Source organism: Streptomyces sp. NPDC101160, assembly GCF_044768205.1.
Classification (GTDB): domain Bacteria; phylum Actinomycetota; class Actinomycetes; order Streptomycetales; family Streptomycetaceae; genus Streptomyces.
The window spans coordinates 239,031-252,434 of sequence record NZ_JBIWPJ010000006.1 but is presented as its reverse complement, the minus strand read 5'-3'; the positions used below and the strand labels follow the sequence as shown (position 1 = coordinate 252,434).

Below are 13,404 nucleotides of genomic sequence, written 5' to 3'. Positions count from 1 at the left end.
TGGAGGGGCATTGCCCGGCGCGGAGGTGCGGATCATCGGTGGCAGGGAGCCTCTACATCCAGGCCACCCAGGTACCGGTTGTACTCCTCCTCGGGAAGTGTGTCGGGGACGAGGCTGCAGAGCACCCCCTTCCAGCTCGCCACATCGATCGTGCGGCGCACCAAACTGCCGTCACGCCCTAGAGCGGTCACAGTGCCGCCATCGTTCGTGAGGAGACGCGCGATCGCGCTGTCCGAGTCGGTGCCGTTCTTCGGAAGTGTCCAGGAGCCGCGGGACTCGCCGGTAGCTGTGTCCCAGAACTGCAACCGAGAGTCCTTCCCTGAAGCAGTGGCCTGGACGAGGAAGACATTGTCGCTACTGAAAGCCAGGGCCGACTCGCGGCTCGACACGGATGTGCTGCGCGCGAAAGCTCCGGTGGATACATCGAGTACGGAGATGAGTCCGTCGAAGTTGATGACGGCGACCCGTTCCCCCTTGGCGCTGACGACGACGTCGTGCCCGTACATGGTCCACATGGCCGAGATGGAGATCTCGCGTACCTGCCGCATTCCCTCCTCTGGCCCAGCCCATCTGAAGACCGTCAGCTTTTCCTCCGCAACACGAGCCAGGGTGGAGCGGTCTGCGCTGAGGGACATGGCCGCGTCGCCGTCGTCGCGCCGGAACGGTTTGGACTGGAGAACGTCCCAGGACTCGGTGTTTACGATTTGTACCTCCTCCTCTGTGGTTCCGACGATATGAATGCCGTCTGGCAGGAATCCCAACGGCTCAAAATCGGCACTGCCAGGCGACTGGCGTCCCAACTGGCTGCCGGTGCGGAGGTCCCAGAGTGACAGCGCTCCGTTCTGGACCACGATGGCACGGACGCCGTTGAGCGAGGCGATTACGGTGTCCACGCGGAGGGGCTGTCTGACGAGTTGCAGCGGTAGGCGACCGAGCTTTTGGACGCCTTGGCCAGTGACTGCCCACACCTCTGTGCCTGATTTCCCCGTGCGGTAAGCCGTCCGGTCATCAGGGGCCAGCTCAGCCGGCGTGATCTTCGAGCTGTTCGGCAGGGGTGTACCTGCCTGGAAGCTTGTCGTGGAGAAGAGGGATACTGCGCCGTCACGTGAGCCACTGGCGACCCAACGGCCGTCGCCGGAAACCGAGATGCTGGCCACAGGCCAGGTGAAGGAGCCAAGGACCCGCTGAGGACGCAGAGCGGTGTCGTACACAGTCACTCTCTGTCCGTCGGCGGCATAAAGTGCCCCGTCCCCTGTGTCGGGCATGGACATCACGTCGACGTTGTTGGTTTTAGCCAGTCGCTGTCCCTTGTTCAGGTCCCAGAGCTCATGCTGCTCGCCCAAGTACACGGTGGAACCATCGGCTGAAAGGGTGGCCTGCGCCATTTCTTGGTGGGGGATGCCAGGGATCTTCCGGGGGGCCGTCCAAGAAGTCGAGTCTCGCTCGAGAGTCCGGAGCGTCCCAGCCTGAGTGTCGAAGGCGAGGAGGCGGTTCGAGCTGTCGAACCCAAGGGTGAGGGAATTGGGTGTAGCGGGCTCCTTGACGAGCTGGCGCCCCGTCGTCGCGTCCCACACGGCGACGTGGAATCCGTACTCTGGCTCATTGGGAGAGAAGAACGCGGCAGCGACTCGCTGCCCGTCGCGGGAGAAGGCGAACGCCCGAAGCCGCTTGAACGCTGTAGCCATCTCCTCGCCGTTGCTGGCAGTGATCGTCCGCAGGACCTTCCGACCGGATACATCCCAGATGCTGATCCGGTTGTACGGCTCTTCCACCGCCAGGGTCCGTCCGTCCGCGCTGAACTCCATCCCGCCGCCGTCCTGCGGCCAGGTCCCACCCTCAAGGTGGGGTAGCGCCTTGTCAGCCCTGATGTTGTAGAGGTGGATGTGACTCGACGAGCTGCGCGCGACGTCGGGATCGAAGTCCGAGTAGTAGGCCAGCATGCCCCCGTCTCGGCTGATGGCCACCTTCGTTGCGTTGGCATGGGCCACACCGTGGTTATTGGCGACTTCTTCGTGGCCTGCTTGGAGGTGCCGGGTCACGCTGTCGTTCGCTACGACTGCTTGAGCTAGTGCCTGCGCGGACTCGCCGGTGGGTTTGACCGCCTGAGCGTACAACGCGAACTGCGCGGCTTTGCGGGGGTCCTTGCCAGCCGTGTCGAGCGCGCGGGCCGCAAGTGCCTGGGAGGCAGAGGTGCGTGCGCGTGCAAGGGCTTCCGCACGTTGTTGCCAGGCAAAGAGACCGGCACCGGCGGTGGCTATGGCCAGAACGGTGAGGCCGGCCACGAAGGAGCGTAGGCGGCGGACGGCCTTTCGCTGCATGCGCAGGTCCTCGCTGTCCAGGGCGTCCTTCGGTAGCCCGTGGAGCGGCGCCGCGAGGCTGGCGACCCTGTCTCGGAATGGCTCGCCTGGAGCCATGGAACGCTCACCGCTGTCACGGAACGACCTGAGGTCCACCCAGAGGGGCTCGCTGGTGAAGGCGCCACGTAGTTCCTGAGGGAGGGCGGTCGTGAGGTCCCAGTCGAAGTCGACTGCAGTTGAGTTCCAGGCGATATGCCCATCGCTGAGGGCGATGAGGAACTGTTTCATGCCATGGTTGTGTCGCCAGTACCGGATCTCCTCGCGGACCCAACGCGACTCCGCAGCCTCGGGAGAGGCGAGGTAGATGAAGTAACGGGACTCCGCCAAGGCGGCCTTGATGGAACCACTGAGGTCATGGCTGGCGGCAAGACTGGTGGTGTCCCGGAAGACCCTGACTCCGGGACGGCGCAGCAACGGTGTCCGGAGTATGTCGTGCAGCCCCTTCTGGAGGGCATCGGCCAGGGGTACGTCCCGTTTGTGGCTGTAGGAGATGAATGCGTCGCGTTCCAAGATCGTGTCCTCATGAGTTCCCGGCTTGCACGAGTCGCTGCAACTCATAGGGTGGCATGGGTAGTTCGTTACCAGGGAAGGTCTCGGGGATGAGTTTGCGACAACGGTTACGGCGGCGGCGGACCGGGAGCAGCGGCTTCCGGCCGCAGCAAATTTCAGTCAAGCTCTCCCTTCCCTTCGTTGGGGAGATCAGTGGTGTATGGGAGCCCGTGGACTCGGAGCGGGAAGCCGCTTGGGAGCTGTACGTCGAACTGGCCACGCGTGTTTCAGTCGTAGAACTCGGACCGGACGAGGGGCTATTGCGAGAGGCGCTGTCCTCGCTGTACACGGTGTTCGGGACGACACGGGAGATTCTGCGACGGTACGGCCCAGCGGTCGCGCCGAGGGTGGCACCCGGAAAAATGACCTTCGGTGTCCTGGCGGTGAATGTCCTGAACCACTCCATTCGGCCTCTGCTCAGCCGGTGGCACCCACTGCTGGCCGCCCACGAAGCGCGGCGTGCTGAGCATGTCGATCCGGTCGCCCATGAGCGTCGCTGGGGGCGTGCGGCGGAACTACGTGCGGAGATTGAGTCGGTGCGTCAAGTGCTGCTAGGGCTTGCGCAGACATTGAACGAGGTGGCGGGGGTGGGTGACCTGATCACCGTACGGGTGCCGCAGCAGTCAGCCTCGGAGATTCCGCAGTAGTGCCTTGGGTGGATGAGCCGGCGGAGGAGCGGCAGGCCAGTACAGGTCTGATCAATGTCGCAGGCCCAAGCCGGTGATCCGTCCCGCCTGCCGTCAGCGCACGTCAGTGGGGGCGGGCCCGGTGCCATGGCTGCTCGGGAGCTCAGCAGGCAGCTTCGTGCTTTGCAGCCGATAATTGATCGCGTGTCCAGATCGCCAGTCGGCATGTCGACGTGGCTCGGAAGTCGTGAGCCGGTCACAGTTCGTTCGTCGAGGGTGACTCTGTTGCGGCGCTGACGCGTCTGCTTCACCGTGCCTATTCCGCCCATGCTGCCGAAGGTCGGGTCTTCTTCGCCTCGTATCAGTCGGCGGAGGACACGGCCTACAGGCTGGGCAGGGGCGAGTGCTGGCTCGCCCTGAGCGGTTGAGCTGATGGGCACCGTGACGGTGGCGGCCCCATACCTGGGGCCCGAGGGGTATCCGGCTCCGGCCGGTGCGGGGTCGTTCTGGCAGCTTGCGGTGGATCCGTAGTACCGCGGGACGGGGCTCGGGCCGCGGCCGCTCGCCCTGGCGGAGGAACGTATCGGCGCGCTCGGGGCCTCGCAGGTGGTGATCGATACGTCGGCCCAGGCGGCTGACCTGGTCGGGTGGTATCGCAGGCGCGGCTACATGCCGGTCGGGTCCTGGCGGTGGGGCGTGACGAACTACGAGACCGTGGTGCTCCTGAAAGACCTACCCTTGGGCGGACACGGTCGGTGACACGGTTGTCGGTGCCGCATGCGGCACCGACAACCGGTTCGCTACTGGTTGAGGGCGCGGGTGGCGTCCTCGGCAGCGATGGCGAGGGCCTCGCCGAGGGCCTCGACGCGACGCCCGCCGGCGCTGGCTACCGGGCCCTTGCCGCCGGCACCGCCGCCGATCGTACGCGCGGCCGGGATGAGGATTCGGCTGGCCTCGATACCGGTGTCGTGGAGGCTGCGGGTGACCGCGGCGGCCAGAAGGGCCTTGCCGTCGTGCTCGGTGCCGAGGACGACGACGGCGTGGCCGGCGTCGAGGAAGCCGGTGGTGTGCTGGGCCAGTGTGCGGAGTTCGTCCGGGCCGAGTCCGGTCACCTTCTCGGTGACGATCTGGCCACCGGCGATGGCGCGGGCCGAGGCGGCGAGCTGCCTGTACCTGCTCGCCGGGATCACCTCCGGCATGCTCGCCAAGGCCAGCCACGACCTGGGCAACCCGAGCGCCGCGATGATGCAGGCCCGTACCGCCTTCGTCTGCGCCGACAACGCCGACCACCACGCCATGCGCGCCTGGGTCCGTTTCCTGCAGTCGCTCATCTCCTACTGGGCTGGCCGCCCCGGCGAGGCCGCCGACTACGCCACCCTCGGCCAGAACGTCGCCGGTAACGTCCGTGGTACGACCGGCGTCTGGCTCGCCTGTCTCTCCGCACGCGCCCACGCCCTCATCGGCGATGCCGACGCCACCCGCACCGCCATCCAGCAGGCCGAGGACACCCGCGCGGCCGTCGAACCCGACGACCTCGACGCCTTCGGCGGCATCATGACCTTCCCCGTGCCCCGGCAGCTGTACTACGTCGCCGAAGCCATCGTGCACCTCGGCGACGACCCCGCGCTCGGCGAGAGCCGGTCCGAAGCCGCCGTCACCGCGTACCGCGACGCTGCCGAGGACGAGTGGGCCTTCGGCGACGAGGCCGGCGCGCAGACCGACCTTGCCCTCGCCCGCATCGCCCGCGGTGAGATCGAGGGCGCCATCGAGGCCGTACGCCCCGTGCTCGACCTCCCCATCGAGCAGCGGAACTTCGGCATCACCAGCAGCGCCCAACGCGTCCGCGCCGCTCTGCACGCCGAAGGGCGCCGCAGCATCGGCGCGGCGGCCGATCTGCGCGTGGAGATCGAAGCCTTCACCGCCACTCCGACGTCTGTCCTCGTCCGATGACCCCGCAGGTAAGCTCCGCGCCCATGACCCCAGTCCACCTTGCTGGCCCCCGCATGGCCCTGCGCGAAGTCGAACCCGAGGACATCGACTCCCTCCTGGCCATCTACGGCAGCCCCGAGGCCACCCGGCACCTCAGCTTCGAGCCCCGTACCCCCGAGCGGGTCCAGGCGATCGTCGACCGATCCTTCGCCTCCGCCACGGACACCCCGAGGACCGAGTACTGCCTCGCGATCACCCGGCGCGGCGAGCACCGGCTGATCGGCTACGCGCGCCTGGCGACCGAACCCCAGCAGGCGGCCACCATCGGCTTTGCCCTGTATCCGGGCGAGTGGGGCAACGGTCTGGGGACGGAGACCGTCCACCTGCTGTGCGCGCTCGGCTTCACGAAGCTTGGCCTTCACCGCATCTGGGCCGCCCGCTCACCACTCAACGAGGCGTCCGCGCGGACTCTGCTGCGCGCGGGCATGACCGAGGACGGCTGCATCCGCGACCACGTCTTCGTCCGCGGCGCGTGGCGGGACTCGATCACCTACTCGATCCTGGAGCACGAGTGGACCCCGATCGACAGCCTCGACACCGAAGGTCGGCCGCCCGCTCTCGCGCCTGACGCGGACCGCGGACAGGAGAGGTGAGCCCGTGATCACCGCGGCGGGCTTACAGCACCATTTGGTGATCCCCGGCATCGCCGAATTCGCGCGCGGCGGCCTGCCCGACCCGCCGGCCACAGACAACGGCAACGACTGGGTCGACGGCGTCTGCTGGCTCTACTGCGGACAGCAGCGCACCAGAGTCCTGTGGATCGGTCCGGCCACCGTCGCCGGAGCCCAGGCACCCATCTACGCCTGCGGCGCCTGCATCAAGGAACTCCAGGCGCGAATCTGGCGCTCCCACCGCGCCCAGGATGCGATCTCTCACTCTGCACCGTCCCCCGGGCGCGCTCCCGAGCTCCGCTCCGCGGCAGGAGGGCGAGGCCGTCACCGGCGTAGTGGCTGATTGCCCTCCGGGCCGGTCATCGCCTGGGAACCCACGTTCGTTCGGTGTATCGGGCGGCTTGAGCGCCGTTCCGGCGCACCACCTTCGAGCGGAAGTGGGCGAAGGCCCGCGCCAAGGTCGGCCTGCCGAAGGACTTCCGCTTCTACGACCTCCGGCACACGGGCCACACCCTCTCCACCCAGTCCGGCGCCACGCTCAAGGACACGATGGTCCGCGCCGGCCAGTCCTCGGAGAAGGCCGCGATGATCTACCAGCACTCCGACGACGCCCGCCAGCAGGAGGTCGCCGGAGGCATCGACGCCAAGGTCCGCGCTGCTCGGCAGGCGGCAACCAAGTCGTCTCCTGCTGCTCGGGGAGCATGAGGCCGGGGCCGGGACGCATTCTCGTCCCGGCCCCCAGCCCGGTTTCAGCGCAGACCGTACGCGTGTCTGTAGGGGGCTTGGGCGTCGGTGGCTCGGAGGAAGTGCGGCTCCTTCTTGGGCCTGCCACCAGCCGTCCTGCAGGCTACTCCGATCGGGGCGCCGCAATCGCGGCACTTCCAGTCCTGGGCTTCTGTCAGCCCTTGCTGCTTGATCTCGGCCATCACGGCCCGACGCTGGTCCCACCAGGCTTCCCTCTCAGGGCCCACTGCAGGTGGCTCGGATTCCTGCAGCAGACGGAACGCGCGCTGGCGTTCGGGGTCCGCGAGAGGTCCCGACAGGGGCTTGGTGACGACGGCGGTCTCAGCCGCCTCTTCACCGGCTTCCAGCTCCGCCTTCAAGTCGTCGATCTGTTGAAGCAGGTGCCGCTCGAAGTCGTCCAGTGTTGCCCCGGGATGTGCTTCAGAGAAGTCCTGGGTCTCCAAGTAGAAGCGGCAAAGGGCGTTGAGCTGGGATCGCGCTCTGTGGTTGGTGAACTCACGCATTGCGGTCCTGTTCGTCCTCTCTTCTGGTGTGGCCGTACGGGCGGGCTCAGAGGTGCTGGGCGAACGCGGTTTCCAAGCGTTCGACGGCGTCGTCGTGGTCGCGCATATGCGGCTGCATCACCCACACGTCCTCACGGAAGGGCTCGAACCCCAAGGACCGCCACGTGCGCTGGACCACGGCCTGTTCCCGCGCTTCCCGTGCCGTGTCCTCTCGTTCGCCGACAGGGATGTCGATTGGGTACGGATGTGTCGCCACGAGCGCCGCTTGGCCGGCCACCCAGCGGAGCAGTCGGCCGATCAACAACCGGCCGACCCCGCCCAACCCGCGCCACGCCGGTGCGATCCGAACCCGGTCGATGATGACGACTTGTTCGCCGCTCACCAGGCCCTCCTCCAGATCGGGGTGCAGGCCGAGCTCTCCCGACTTGTCGAAGAGCGGTGTGAAGTGCTCATAGTCGGCGTCGCGCGCGTCCAGCGACATGTAGATGCTCCCGACTCGCCCCAGGTCCACCGTGAGGCCGGACATGGTGAGGATCGTCAGCTCCTGGTCCTCGCCCCGGGACGACTGGGCCAGCGATACGCCAGAAGCCAGGAGCCGCGCGTTGTCGGCTTCGGCCTCTTCGTCGTCCGGCTCCCACAGGGGCAGGACGGCGCGGCAGCTCCATTCCAGTGTTGCGGGGTCGTCGTGGGCATCGGAGGCGACCAAGGAAGCGGACGAGTCGAAACGTAACTCCAGACGGTTCAGATACGTCAGGAGGTCCGCCTTGGAGGATGCGGCGTCGGTCATGACGCCACACGCTAGCCACGCGGTCGGCCTCTTATGAGGAGATTCCCGAGACCGGCGGCGATCCCCTCGGCAGGACTCTGACGCAGGTGGTGCAAGGTGGTGCGCCACGTGCCCTCCGAACAGGAAGTTCGGGCGAGATGGGGCACGCGGAGGGCACGACAACCCCCGAGAGGTCTAGACAACGACGAAGGCCCAGGTCTCTGACCTGGGCCTTCGTTCAAGAGCGGATGACGGGAATCGAACCCGCGCTATAAGCTTGGGAAGCTCATGTTCTACCATTAAACTACATCCGCGAACATGCCGCCCTGATGATCAGTGCCGCATCGTTGCACACTGTACCCCATCCCGCAGGTCAGGCGAAGCGCCCTTCTCCGCGCCGGCCTCCGGAGTGCCCTCCGCGGAGCGGGGGTGGGGATCCCCTAATGTGGCTGTCTCGTCCACCACTTGTCGGGGAAGGGACTTGATGGGTTCGATGGAGCGCACCGTCGTCCGTTGTGCCGAGGGGCACGTGTTCAGCACCGCTTCGTTCCCGCTGCAGCAGCTCGGGGCCGGGCGGATCGGGCCCGGGCGGCTCATCCGGTGTCCACGGTGTGCGCGACTGCGGCACGCCGTACCCGTGGAGCACCAGCAGCGCTGAGGGCTGCGGGCGCGGAGGTCTCCCGATTGGGGGAGCTTCGCGCCCTCTGCGTATCGTGGGAGGGTGCTTCTCTCAGACAAGGACATCCGGGCCGAGCTCGACGCCGGACGGGTGCGCATCGACCCGTACGAAGAATCCATGGTGCAGCCCTCGAGCATCGACGTGAGGCTTGACCGCTTCTTCCGGGTGTTCGAGAACCACCGCTACCCGCACATCGACCCCGCCGTCGAGCAGGCGGACCTGACCCGCGAGGTCGAGCCGGAGGGCGACGAGGCCTTCATCCTGCACCCGGGCGAGTTCGTGCTGGCCTCCACCTACGAGGTCATCACGCTGCCCGACGACATCGCCTCCCGTCTGGAGGGCAAGAGCTCCCTGGGGCGGCTCGGGCTCGTCACGCACTCGACCGCCGGGTTCATCGACCCCGGTTTCTCGGGGCACGTCACCCTGGAGCTGTCGAACCTCGCCACCCTGCCGATCAAGCTGTGGCCGGGAATGAAGATCGGGCAGCTGTGCATGTTCCGGCTGAGCTCGCCGGCCGAGTTCCCGTACGGGAGCGAGCGCTACGGCTCCCGGTACCAGGGCCAGCGGGGGCCGACGGCCTCCCGTTCGTTCGTGAATTTCCATCGGACCCAGGTGTGAGGCGGTAGCGGGCATGAGTGAAGTACGCGAGAACCTGACGTACGAGGGCTTCGGCCGCGCCATCCGCGAGCTCGCCCAGACCATCGCCGACGACGGCTACGAGCCCGACATCGTGCTCTCCATCGCCCGCGGCGGTGTCTTCGTCGCCGGCGGTCTGGCCTACGCGCTGGACTGCAAGAACATCCACCTGGTCAACGTCGAGTTCTACACCGGTGTGGGTACCACGCTCGAGATGCCGGTCATGCTCGCGCCCGTCCCGAACGCGATCGACTTCTCCGACAAGAAGGTCCTGATCGCCGACGACGTCGCCGACACCGGCAAGACCCTCAAGCTCGTGCACGACTTCTGCGTCGCCCACGTCGCCGAGGTCCGTTCCGCGGTCATCTACGAGAAGTCGCACTCGCTCGTGAAGTGCGAGTACGTCTGGAAGAAGACCGACGACTGGATCAACTTCCCGTGGAGCGTCGAGCCGCCGGTCGTCCAGCGCGAGGGCCAGGTCCTCGACGCCTGAGGCGCCACAGGGACATACGGGAGGGCCCCGCAGGCTTCGTGCCTGCGGGGCCCTCCCGTATGTCCGTACGCGACCGCAGGTGACTACAGCGTGCCCAGCTTGATCAGGCTCACCAGCGCCACCAGCTGGATCGCCGACGCGCCCAGGGCCTTCGGCCACGGCAGGTCGTGCGAGCGGCTCACCATCACCGTGAAGAGCGCGCCCGCCGCCAGCCAGGTCAGCCAGCCGACGACCTGGACGAGGCCGTTCTCGCCGCCGAGGAAGAGGGCGAAGAGGAGGCGCGGGGCGTCCGTGATCGACATGATCAGCATGGACAGGCCGACGGTCGGCTGCCAGGCGCCGTCGCCGCCGAGCTGACGGGCCACGGTGTGGGTGACGGCGCCCAGGATCAGGCCGCCGATGACGAAGCCGACGCCGGTCAGGAGGACGTACGGGACGGCGGCCGACATTGTCGCGTGGATCGCCTCCTCGCGGGCCTGGTCGAAGCCGAAGATCGCGAGCGCGCCGTAGAGGAACGTGACGATCAGCGCCGGACCCCAGACGGCGTGGTCCCGCGTCCGCAGGAACGTGTCCGCCGGGCGCAGCACGATGCCGCTCAGGAGGGCCTTCCAGGGCAGCCGCGGGCCGCTCGGTACGGGGGCAGGGGCGCCCTGGGCCCCGTACGGGCCGTACGGGTCGTCGTGGACGCTGAAGACCTGGGTGTGGCCGGGGTTGTTCGCGGCGTAGTGCTGCTGCGGGTACTGGCCCTGCGGCGCGTGCGGCTCGCCGAAGTACTCCGGCTCCCCGTACGCCTGCTGCTGCGACCACTGCTGCTGCGGTGCCTGCTGTCGCGGTGCCTGCTGCCGCGGCCGGCGCTGCTGCTGCGGGTACCCCGGCGGGGGCGCCTGGTACCCGTACGGCGCCTGCTGCGGTTGTTGTTGCGGGGGGCCACCGGCCCGGCCGCGTCCGTTCCTGAATCCAGCCACGTCCATGAACGTACCCGGTCCTGACGGTGTCTCGCCTCCTCCGGGGGGACTACGGGGAGAGTGCGGCAGAGCTGTGACATCCCCTAGGGGACGGCGAAGGGCCGCCCCGCATCTCGCGGGACGGCCCTCCGTCACGTACGCGTACCGACCGCGACTACGCCGCGGGCTCCGGCTCCGGCTCGGGCTCCGCCGCCGGCTCCTCCGGCTCCGCCGGCGTCTTCACCGAGTCGAGCAGCAGCTGCGCCACGTCCACGACCGTCACGGACTCCTTGGCCTTGCCCTCGTTCTTCTTGCCGTTGACCGAGTCGGTCAGCATGACGAGGCAGAACGGGCAGGCGGTGGAGACGATGTCCGGGTTGAGGGAGAGGGCCTCGTCGACGCGCTCGTTGTTGATGCGCTTGCCGATCCGCTCCTCCATCCACATCCGGGCGCCGCCGGCGCCGCAGCAGAAGCCGCGCTCCTTGTGGCGGTGCATCTCCTGCTGGCGCAGGCCGGGGACGGCGGACATGATCTCGCGCGGAGGCGTGTAGACCTTGTTGTGGCGGCCCAGGTAGCACGGGTCGTGGTAGGTGATGAGGCCCTCGACCGGGGTCACCGGGATCAGCTTGCCCTCGTCGATGAGGTGCTGGAGCAGCTGGGTGTGGTGGATGACCTCGTAGTCGCCGCCGAGCTGCGGGTACTCGTTGGCGATGGTGTTGAAGCAGTGCGGGCAGGTGGAGACGATCTTCTTCGCCGACTTCGGCTTCTTGGTCGTCTCGTCCTCGTCATCCTCGCCGAACGCCATGTTCAGCATCGCGACGTTCTCCTGGCCGAGCTGCTGGAACAGCGGCTCGTTGCCCAGACGGCGCGGCGAGTCACCGGTGCACTTCTCCTCGCCGCCCATGATCGCGAACTTGACGCCCGCGATGTGCAGCAGCTCGGCGAAGGCCTTGGTGGTCTTCTTGGCGCGGTCCTCCAGGGCGCCGGCGCAGCCGACCCAGTAGAGGTAGTCGACCTCGGTGAGGTCCTCGACGTCCTTGCCGACGATCGGGACCTCGAAGTCGACCTCCTTGGTCCACTCGACGCGCTGCTTCTTGGCGAGACCCCAGGGGTTGCCCTTCTTCTCCAGGTTCTTGAGCATCGTGCCCGCCTCGGACGGGAACGCGGACTCGATCATGACCTGGTAGCGGCGCATGTCGACGATGTGGTCGATGTGCTCGATGTCGACCGGGCACTGCTCGACGCAGGCGCCGCAGGTGGTGCAGGACCACAGGACGTCCGGGTCGATGACGCCGTTCTCCTCGGCGGTGCCGATCAGCGGGCGCTCGGCCTCGTCCAGCGCCGCCTGCGGCACCGAGGCGAGCTGCTCGGCGGTCGCCTTCTCGTCGCCCTCCATGGTCTTGCCGCCACCCGCGAGCAGGTAGGGCGCCTTGGCGTGGGCGTGGTCGCGCAGCGACATGATGAGGAGCTTCGGCGAGAGCGGCTTGCCGGTGTTCCAGGCCGGGCACTGCGACTGGCAGCGGCCGCACTCGGTGCAGGTGGAGAAGTCGAGGATGCCCTTCCAGGAGAACTGCTCGACCTGGGAGACGCCGTAGACGTCGTCCTCGCCCGGGTCCTCGAAGTCGATCGGCTTGCCGCCGGAGGTCATCGGCTGCAGCGGGCCGAGGGCGGTGGAGCCGTCGGAGTTGCGCTTGAACCAGATGTTCGGGAAGCCGAGGAAGCGGTGCCAGGCGACACCCATGTTGGTGTTGAGCGAGACCGTGATCATCCAGGTGAAGGACGTGACGATCTTGAGCGCCGCGAAGAAGTACGTGAGGTTCTGGATCGTGCTCAGGTCGGCACCGTGGAGCGCGCTGATCAGCGGGTACGAGGCGAAGAAGCCCGGCTCCCAGCTGGTCACGTGGTGCTGGACGCCCTCGAGCGCGCGCAGCGTCATGATGCAGACGCCGACGATGAGGATGACGGCCTCGACGAAGTACGCCTGGCCGGTCTTGGAGCCGGCGAAGCGGGACTTGCGGCCGGCCTGGGTCGGCTTGCTGAGCTGGCGGATCACGATGAGCGTGACGATGCCGAGGACGGTCATCAGGCCGAGGAACTCGGTGAAGAGCTCGTACGGCAGCCAGTCGCCGATGATCGGGATCAGCCAGTCGGCCTGGAAGAGCTGGCCGAAGGCGTTGACGATCGTGAGCAGCAGCGAGAAGAAGCCCACCGCCACGAACCAGTGCGCCACGCCGACAACGCCCCAGCGGTTCATCCGGGTGTGGCCGAGGAACTCCTTGACCAGCGTGACGGTGCGCTGCTTGGGGTCGCCGGTGCGCGTGCCCGCGGGCACCGGCTGACCGAGCCGCACGAAGCGGTAGATCTGCGCGATGGCGCGGCCGAACAGCGCGACGGCTACCACCGTGATGACGATCGACACGACGATCGCGGCGAGTTGCATGTGGGGCTCCTCGGGCGGGCCTCAGCTCGGGGCCTATCTAAGCCTGGGCCTACTAAGCGGTAACTTA

The 13,404-nt window shown here is 67.6% G+C and carries 12 protein-coding genes, 1 tRNA gene and 1 pseudogene; 7 read left to right on the top strand and 7 right to left on the bottom strand.

What is annotated here, in order from left to right:
• Positions 1-32 precede the first annotated feature (32 nt).
• A complete protein-coding gene (locus tag ACIRSU_RS20545; protein ID WP_403794025.1) occupies positions 33-2,867 on the bottom strand; it encodes a toll/interleukin-1 receptor domain-containing protein in 2,835 nt (944 codons plus the stop codon).
• 209 nt (positions 2,868-3,076) lie between these two features.
• Here ACIRSU_RS20545 and ACIRSU_RS20540 point away from each other — a divergent pair, with 209 nt between their 5' ends.
• The gene (locus ACIRSU_RS20540) at positions 3,077-3,553 is read left to right on the top strand and encodes a hypothetical protein (protein ID WP_403794024.1); all 477 of its coding nucleotides are present in this window, start codon (positions 3,077-3,079) and stop codon (positions 3,551-3,553) included.
• Between the two features lie 779 nt (positions 3,554-4,332).
• Here the strand turns inward: ACIRSU_RS20540 and ACIRSU_RS20535 are convergent.
• Positions 4,333-4,731 (bottom strand): DHHA1 domain-containing protein, encoded by a 399-nt coding sequence (locus ACIRSU_RS20535; RefSeq protein WP_403794023.1) that lies wholly within the window; start codon positions 4,729-4,731, stop codon positions 4,333-4,335.
• On the opposite strand from ACIRSU_RS20535, the gene ACIRSU_RS20530 reads away from it, so the two are divergent.
• The 4 genes and pseudogenes from ACIRSU_RS20530 to ACIRSU_RS20515 all read left to right on the top strand — a co-directional run.
• Positions 4,730-5,482 (top strand): hypothetical protein, encoded by a 753-nt coding sequence (locus tag ACIRSU_RS20530; RefSeq protein ID WP_403794022.1) that lies wholly within the window; start codon positions 4,730-4,732, stop codon positions 5,480-5,482. The genes ACIRSU_RS20535 and ACIRSU_RS20530 overlap by 2 nt on opposite strands.
• Before the next feature lie 23 nt (positions 5,483-5,505).
• Positions 5,506-6,114, top strand: coding sequence for a GNAT family N-acetyltransferase (locus ACIRSU_RS20525; protein ID WP_403794020.1), 609 nt, complete (start codon positions 5,506-5,508; stop codon positions 6,112-6,114).
• Between the two features lie 4 nt (positions 6,115-6,118).
• Positions 6,119-6,475 carry a hypothetical protein gene (locus ACIRSU_RS20520; protein ID WP_403794018.1) on the top strand — a complete coding sequence of 119 codons (357 nt, stop codon included), beginning with the start codon at positions 6,119-6,121 and terminating at the stop codon, positions 6,473-6,475.
• A 62-nt stretch (positions 6,476-6,537) separates the two neighbouring features.
• Positions 6,538-6,837 (top strand): annotated as a pseudogene (locus ACIRSU_RS20515) (site-specific integrase); the annotation flags it as partial.
• Between the two features lie 44 nt (positions 6,838-6,881).
• Here the strand turns inward: ACIRSU_RS20515 and ACIRSU_RS20510 are convergent.
• The 3 genes from ACIRSU_RS20510 to ACIRSU_RS20500 all read right to left on the bottom strand — a co-directional run bounded on the left by ACIRSU_RS20510 (position 6,882) and on the right by ACIRSU_RS20500 (position 8,459).
• Entirely contained in the window at positions 6,882-7,379 is a 498-nt protein-coding gene (locus ACIRSU_RS20510) for a hypothetical protein (RefSeq protein ID WP_403794016.1), read from the bottom strand.
• Positions 7,380-7,425: 46 nt separating this feature from the next.
• Positions 7,426-8,166, bottom strand: a complete 741-nt coding sequence (locus tag ACIRSU_RS20505) for a hypothetical protein (protein ID WP_403794015.1) — start codon at positions 8,164-8,166, stop codon at positions 7,426-7,428.
• A 222-nt stretch (positions 8,167-8,388) separates the two neighbouring features.
• Positions 8,389-8,459: transfer RNA gene (locus tag ACIRSU_RS20500), tRNA-Gly, on the bottom strand.
• 407 nt (positions 8,460-8,866) lie between these two features.
• Here ACIRSU_RS20500 and dcd point away from each other — a divergent pair.
• Positions 8,867-9,442 carry a dCTP deaminase gene (dcd, locus tag ACIRSU_RS20495; protein ID WP_403794013.1) on the top strand — a complete coding sequence of 192 codons (576 nt, stop codon included), beginning with the start codon at positions 8,867-8,869 and terminating at the stop codon, positions 9,440-9,442.
• 13 nt (positions 9,443-9,455) lie between these two features.
• Positions 9,456-9,953, top strand: a complete 498-nt coding sequence (locus ACIRSU_RS20490) for a phosphoribosyltransferase (RefSeq protein WP_403794011.1) — start codon at positions 9,456-9,458, stop codon at positions 9,951-9,953.
• An 83-nt stretch (positions 9,954-10,036) separates the two neighbouring features.
• Here the strand turns inward: ACIRSU_RS20490 and ACIRSU_RS20485 are convergent, their stop codons facing one another.
• Both ACIRSU_RS20485 and ACIRSU_RS20480 read right to left on the bottom strand, forming a co-directional pair.
• Complete coding sequence (locus ACIRSU_RS20485; protein WP_403794009.1) at positions 10,037-10,918, bottom strand: Yip1 family protein; 882 nt, start codon at positions 10,916-10,918, stop codon at positions 10,037-10,039.
• Positions 10,919-11,072: 154 nt separating this feature from the next.
• Positions 11,073-13,337 carry a (Fe-S)-binding protein gene (locus ACIRSU_RS20480; RefSeq protein WP_403794007.1) on the bottom strand — a complete coding sequence of 755 codons (2,265 nt, stop codon included), beginning with the start codon at positions 13,335-13,337 and terminating at the stop codon, positions 11,073-11,075.
• Between the last annotated feature and the right edge of the window lie 67 nt (positions 13,338-13,404).

Coding starts and splice junctions, on each gene's coding strand:
- ACIRSU_RS20525 (WP_403794020.1), top strand. CDS start 5,506: ATGACCCCAGTCCACCTTGCTGGCCCCCGCATGGCCCTGCGCGAAGTC.
- ACIRSU_RS20530 (WP_403794022.1), top strand. CDS start 4,730: ATGCTCGCCAAGGCCAGCCACGACCTGGGCAACCCGAGCGCCGCGATG.
- ACIRSU_RS20490 (WP_403794011.1), top strand. CDS start 9,456: ATGAGTGAAGTACGCGAGAACCTGACGTACGAGGGCTTCGGCCGCGCC.
- ACIRSU_RS20480 (WP_403794007.1), bottom strand. CDS start 13,337: ATGCAACTCGCCGCGATCGTCGTGTCGATCGTCATCACGGTGGTAGCC.
- ACIRSU_RS20535 (WP_403794023.1), bottom strand. CDS start 4,731: ATGCCGGAGGTGATCCCGGCGAGCAGGTACAGGCAGCTCGCCGCCTCG.
- ACIRSU_RS20505 (WP_403794015.1), bottom strand. CDS start 8,166: ATGACCGACGCCGCATCCTCCAAGGCGGACCTCCTGACGTATCTGAAC.
- ACIRSU_RS20510 (WP_403794016.1), bottom strand. CDS start 7,379: ATGCGTGAGTTCACCAACCACAGAGCGCGATCCCAGCTCAACGCCCTT.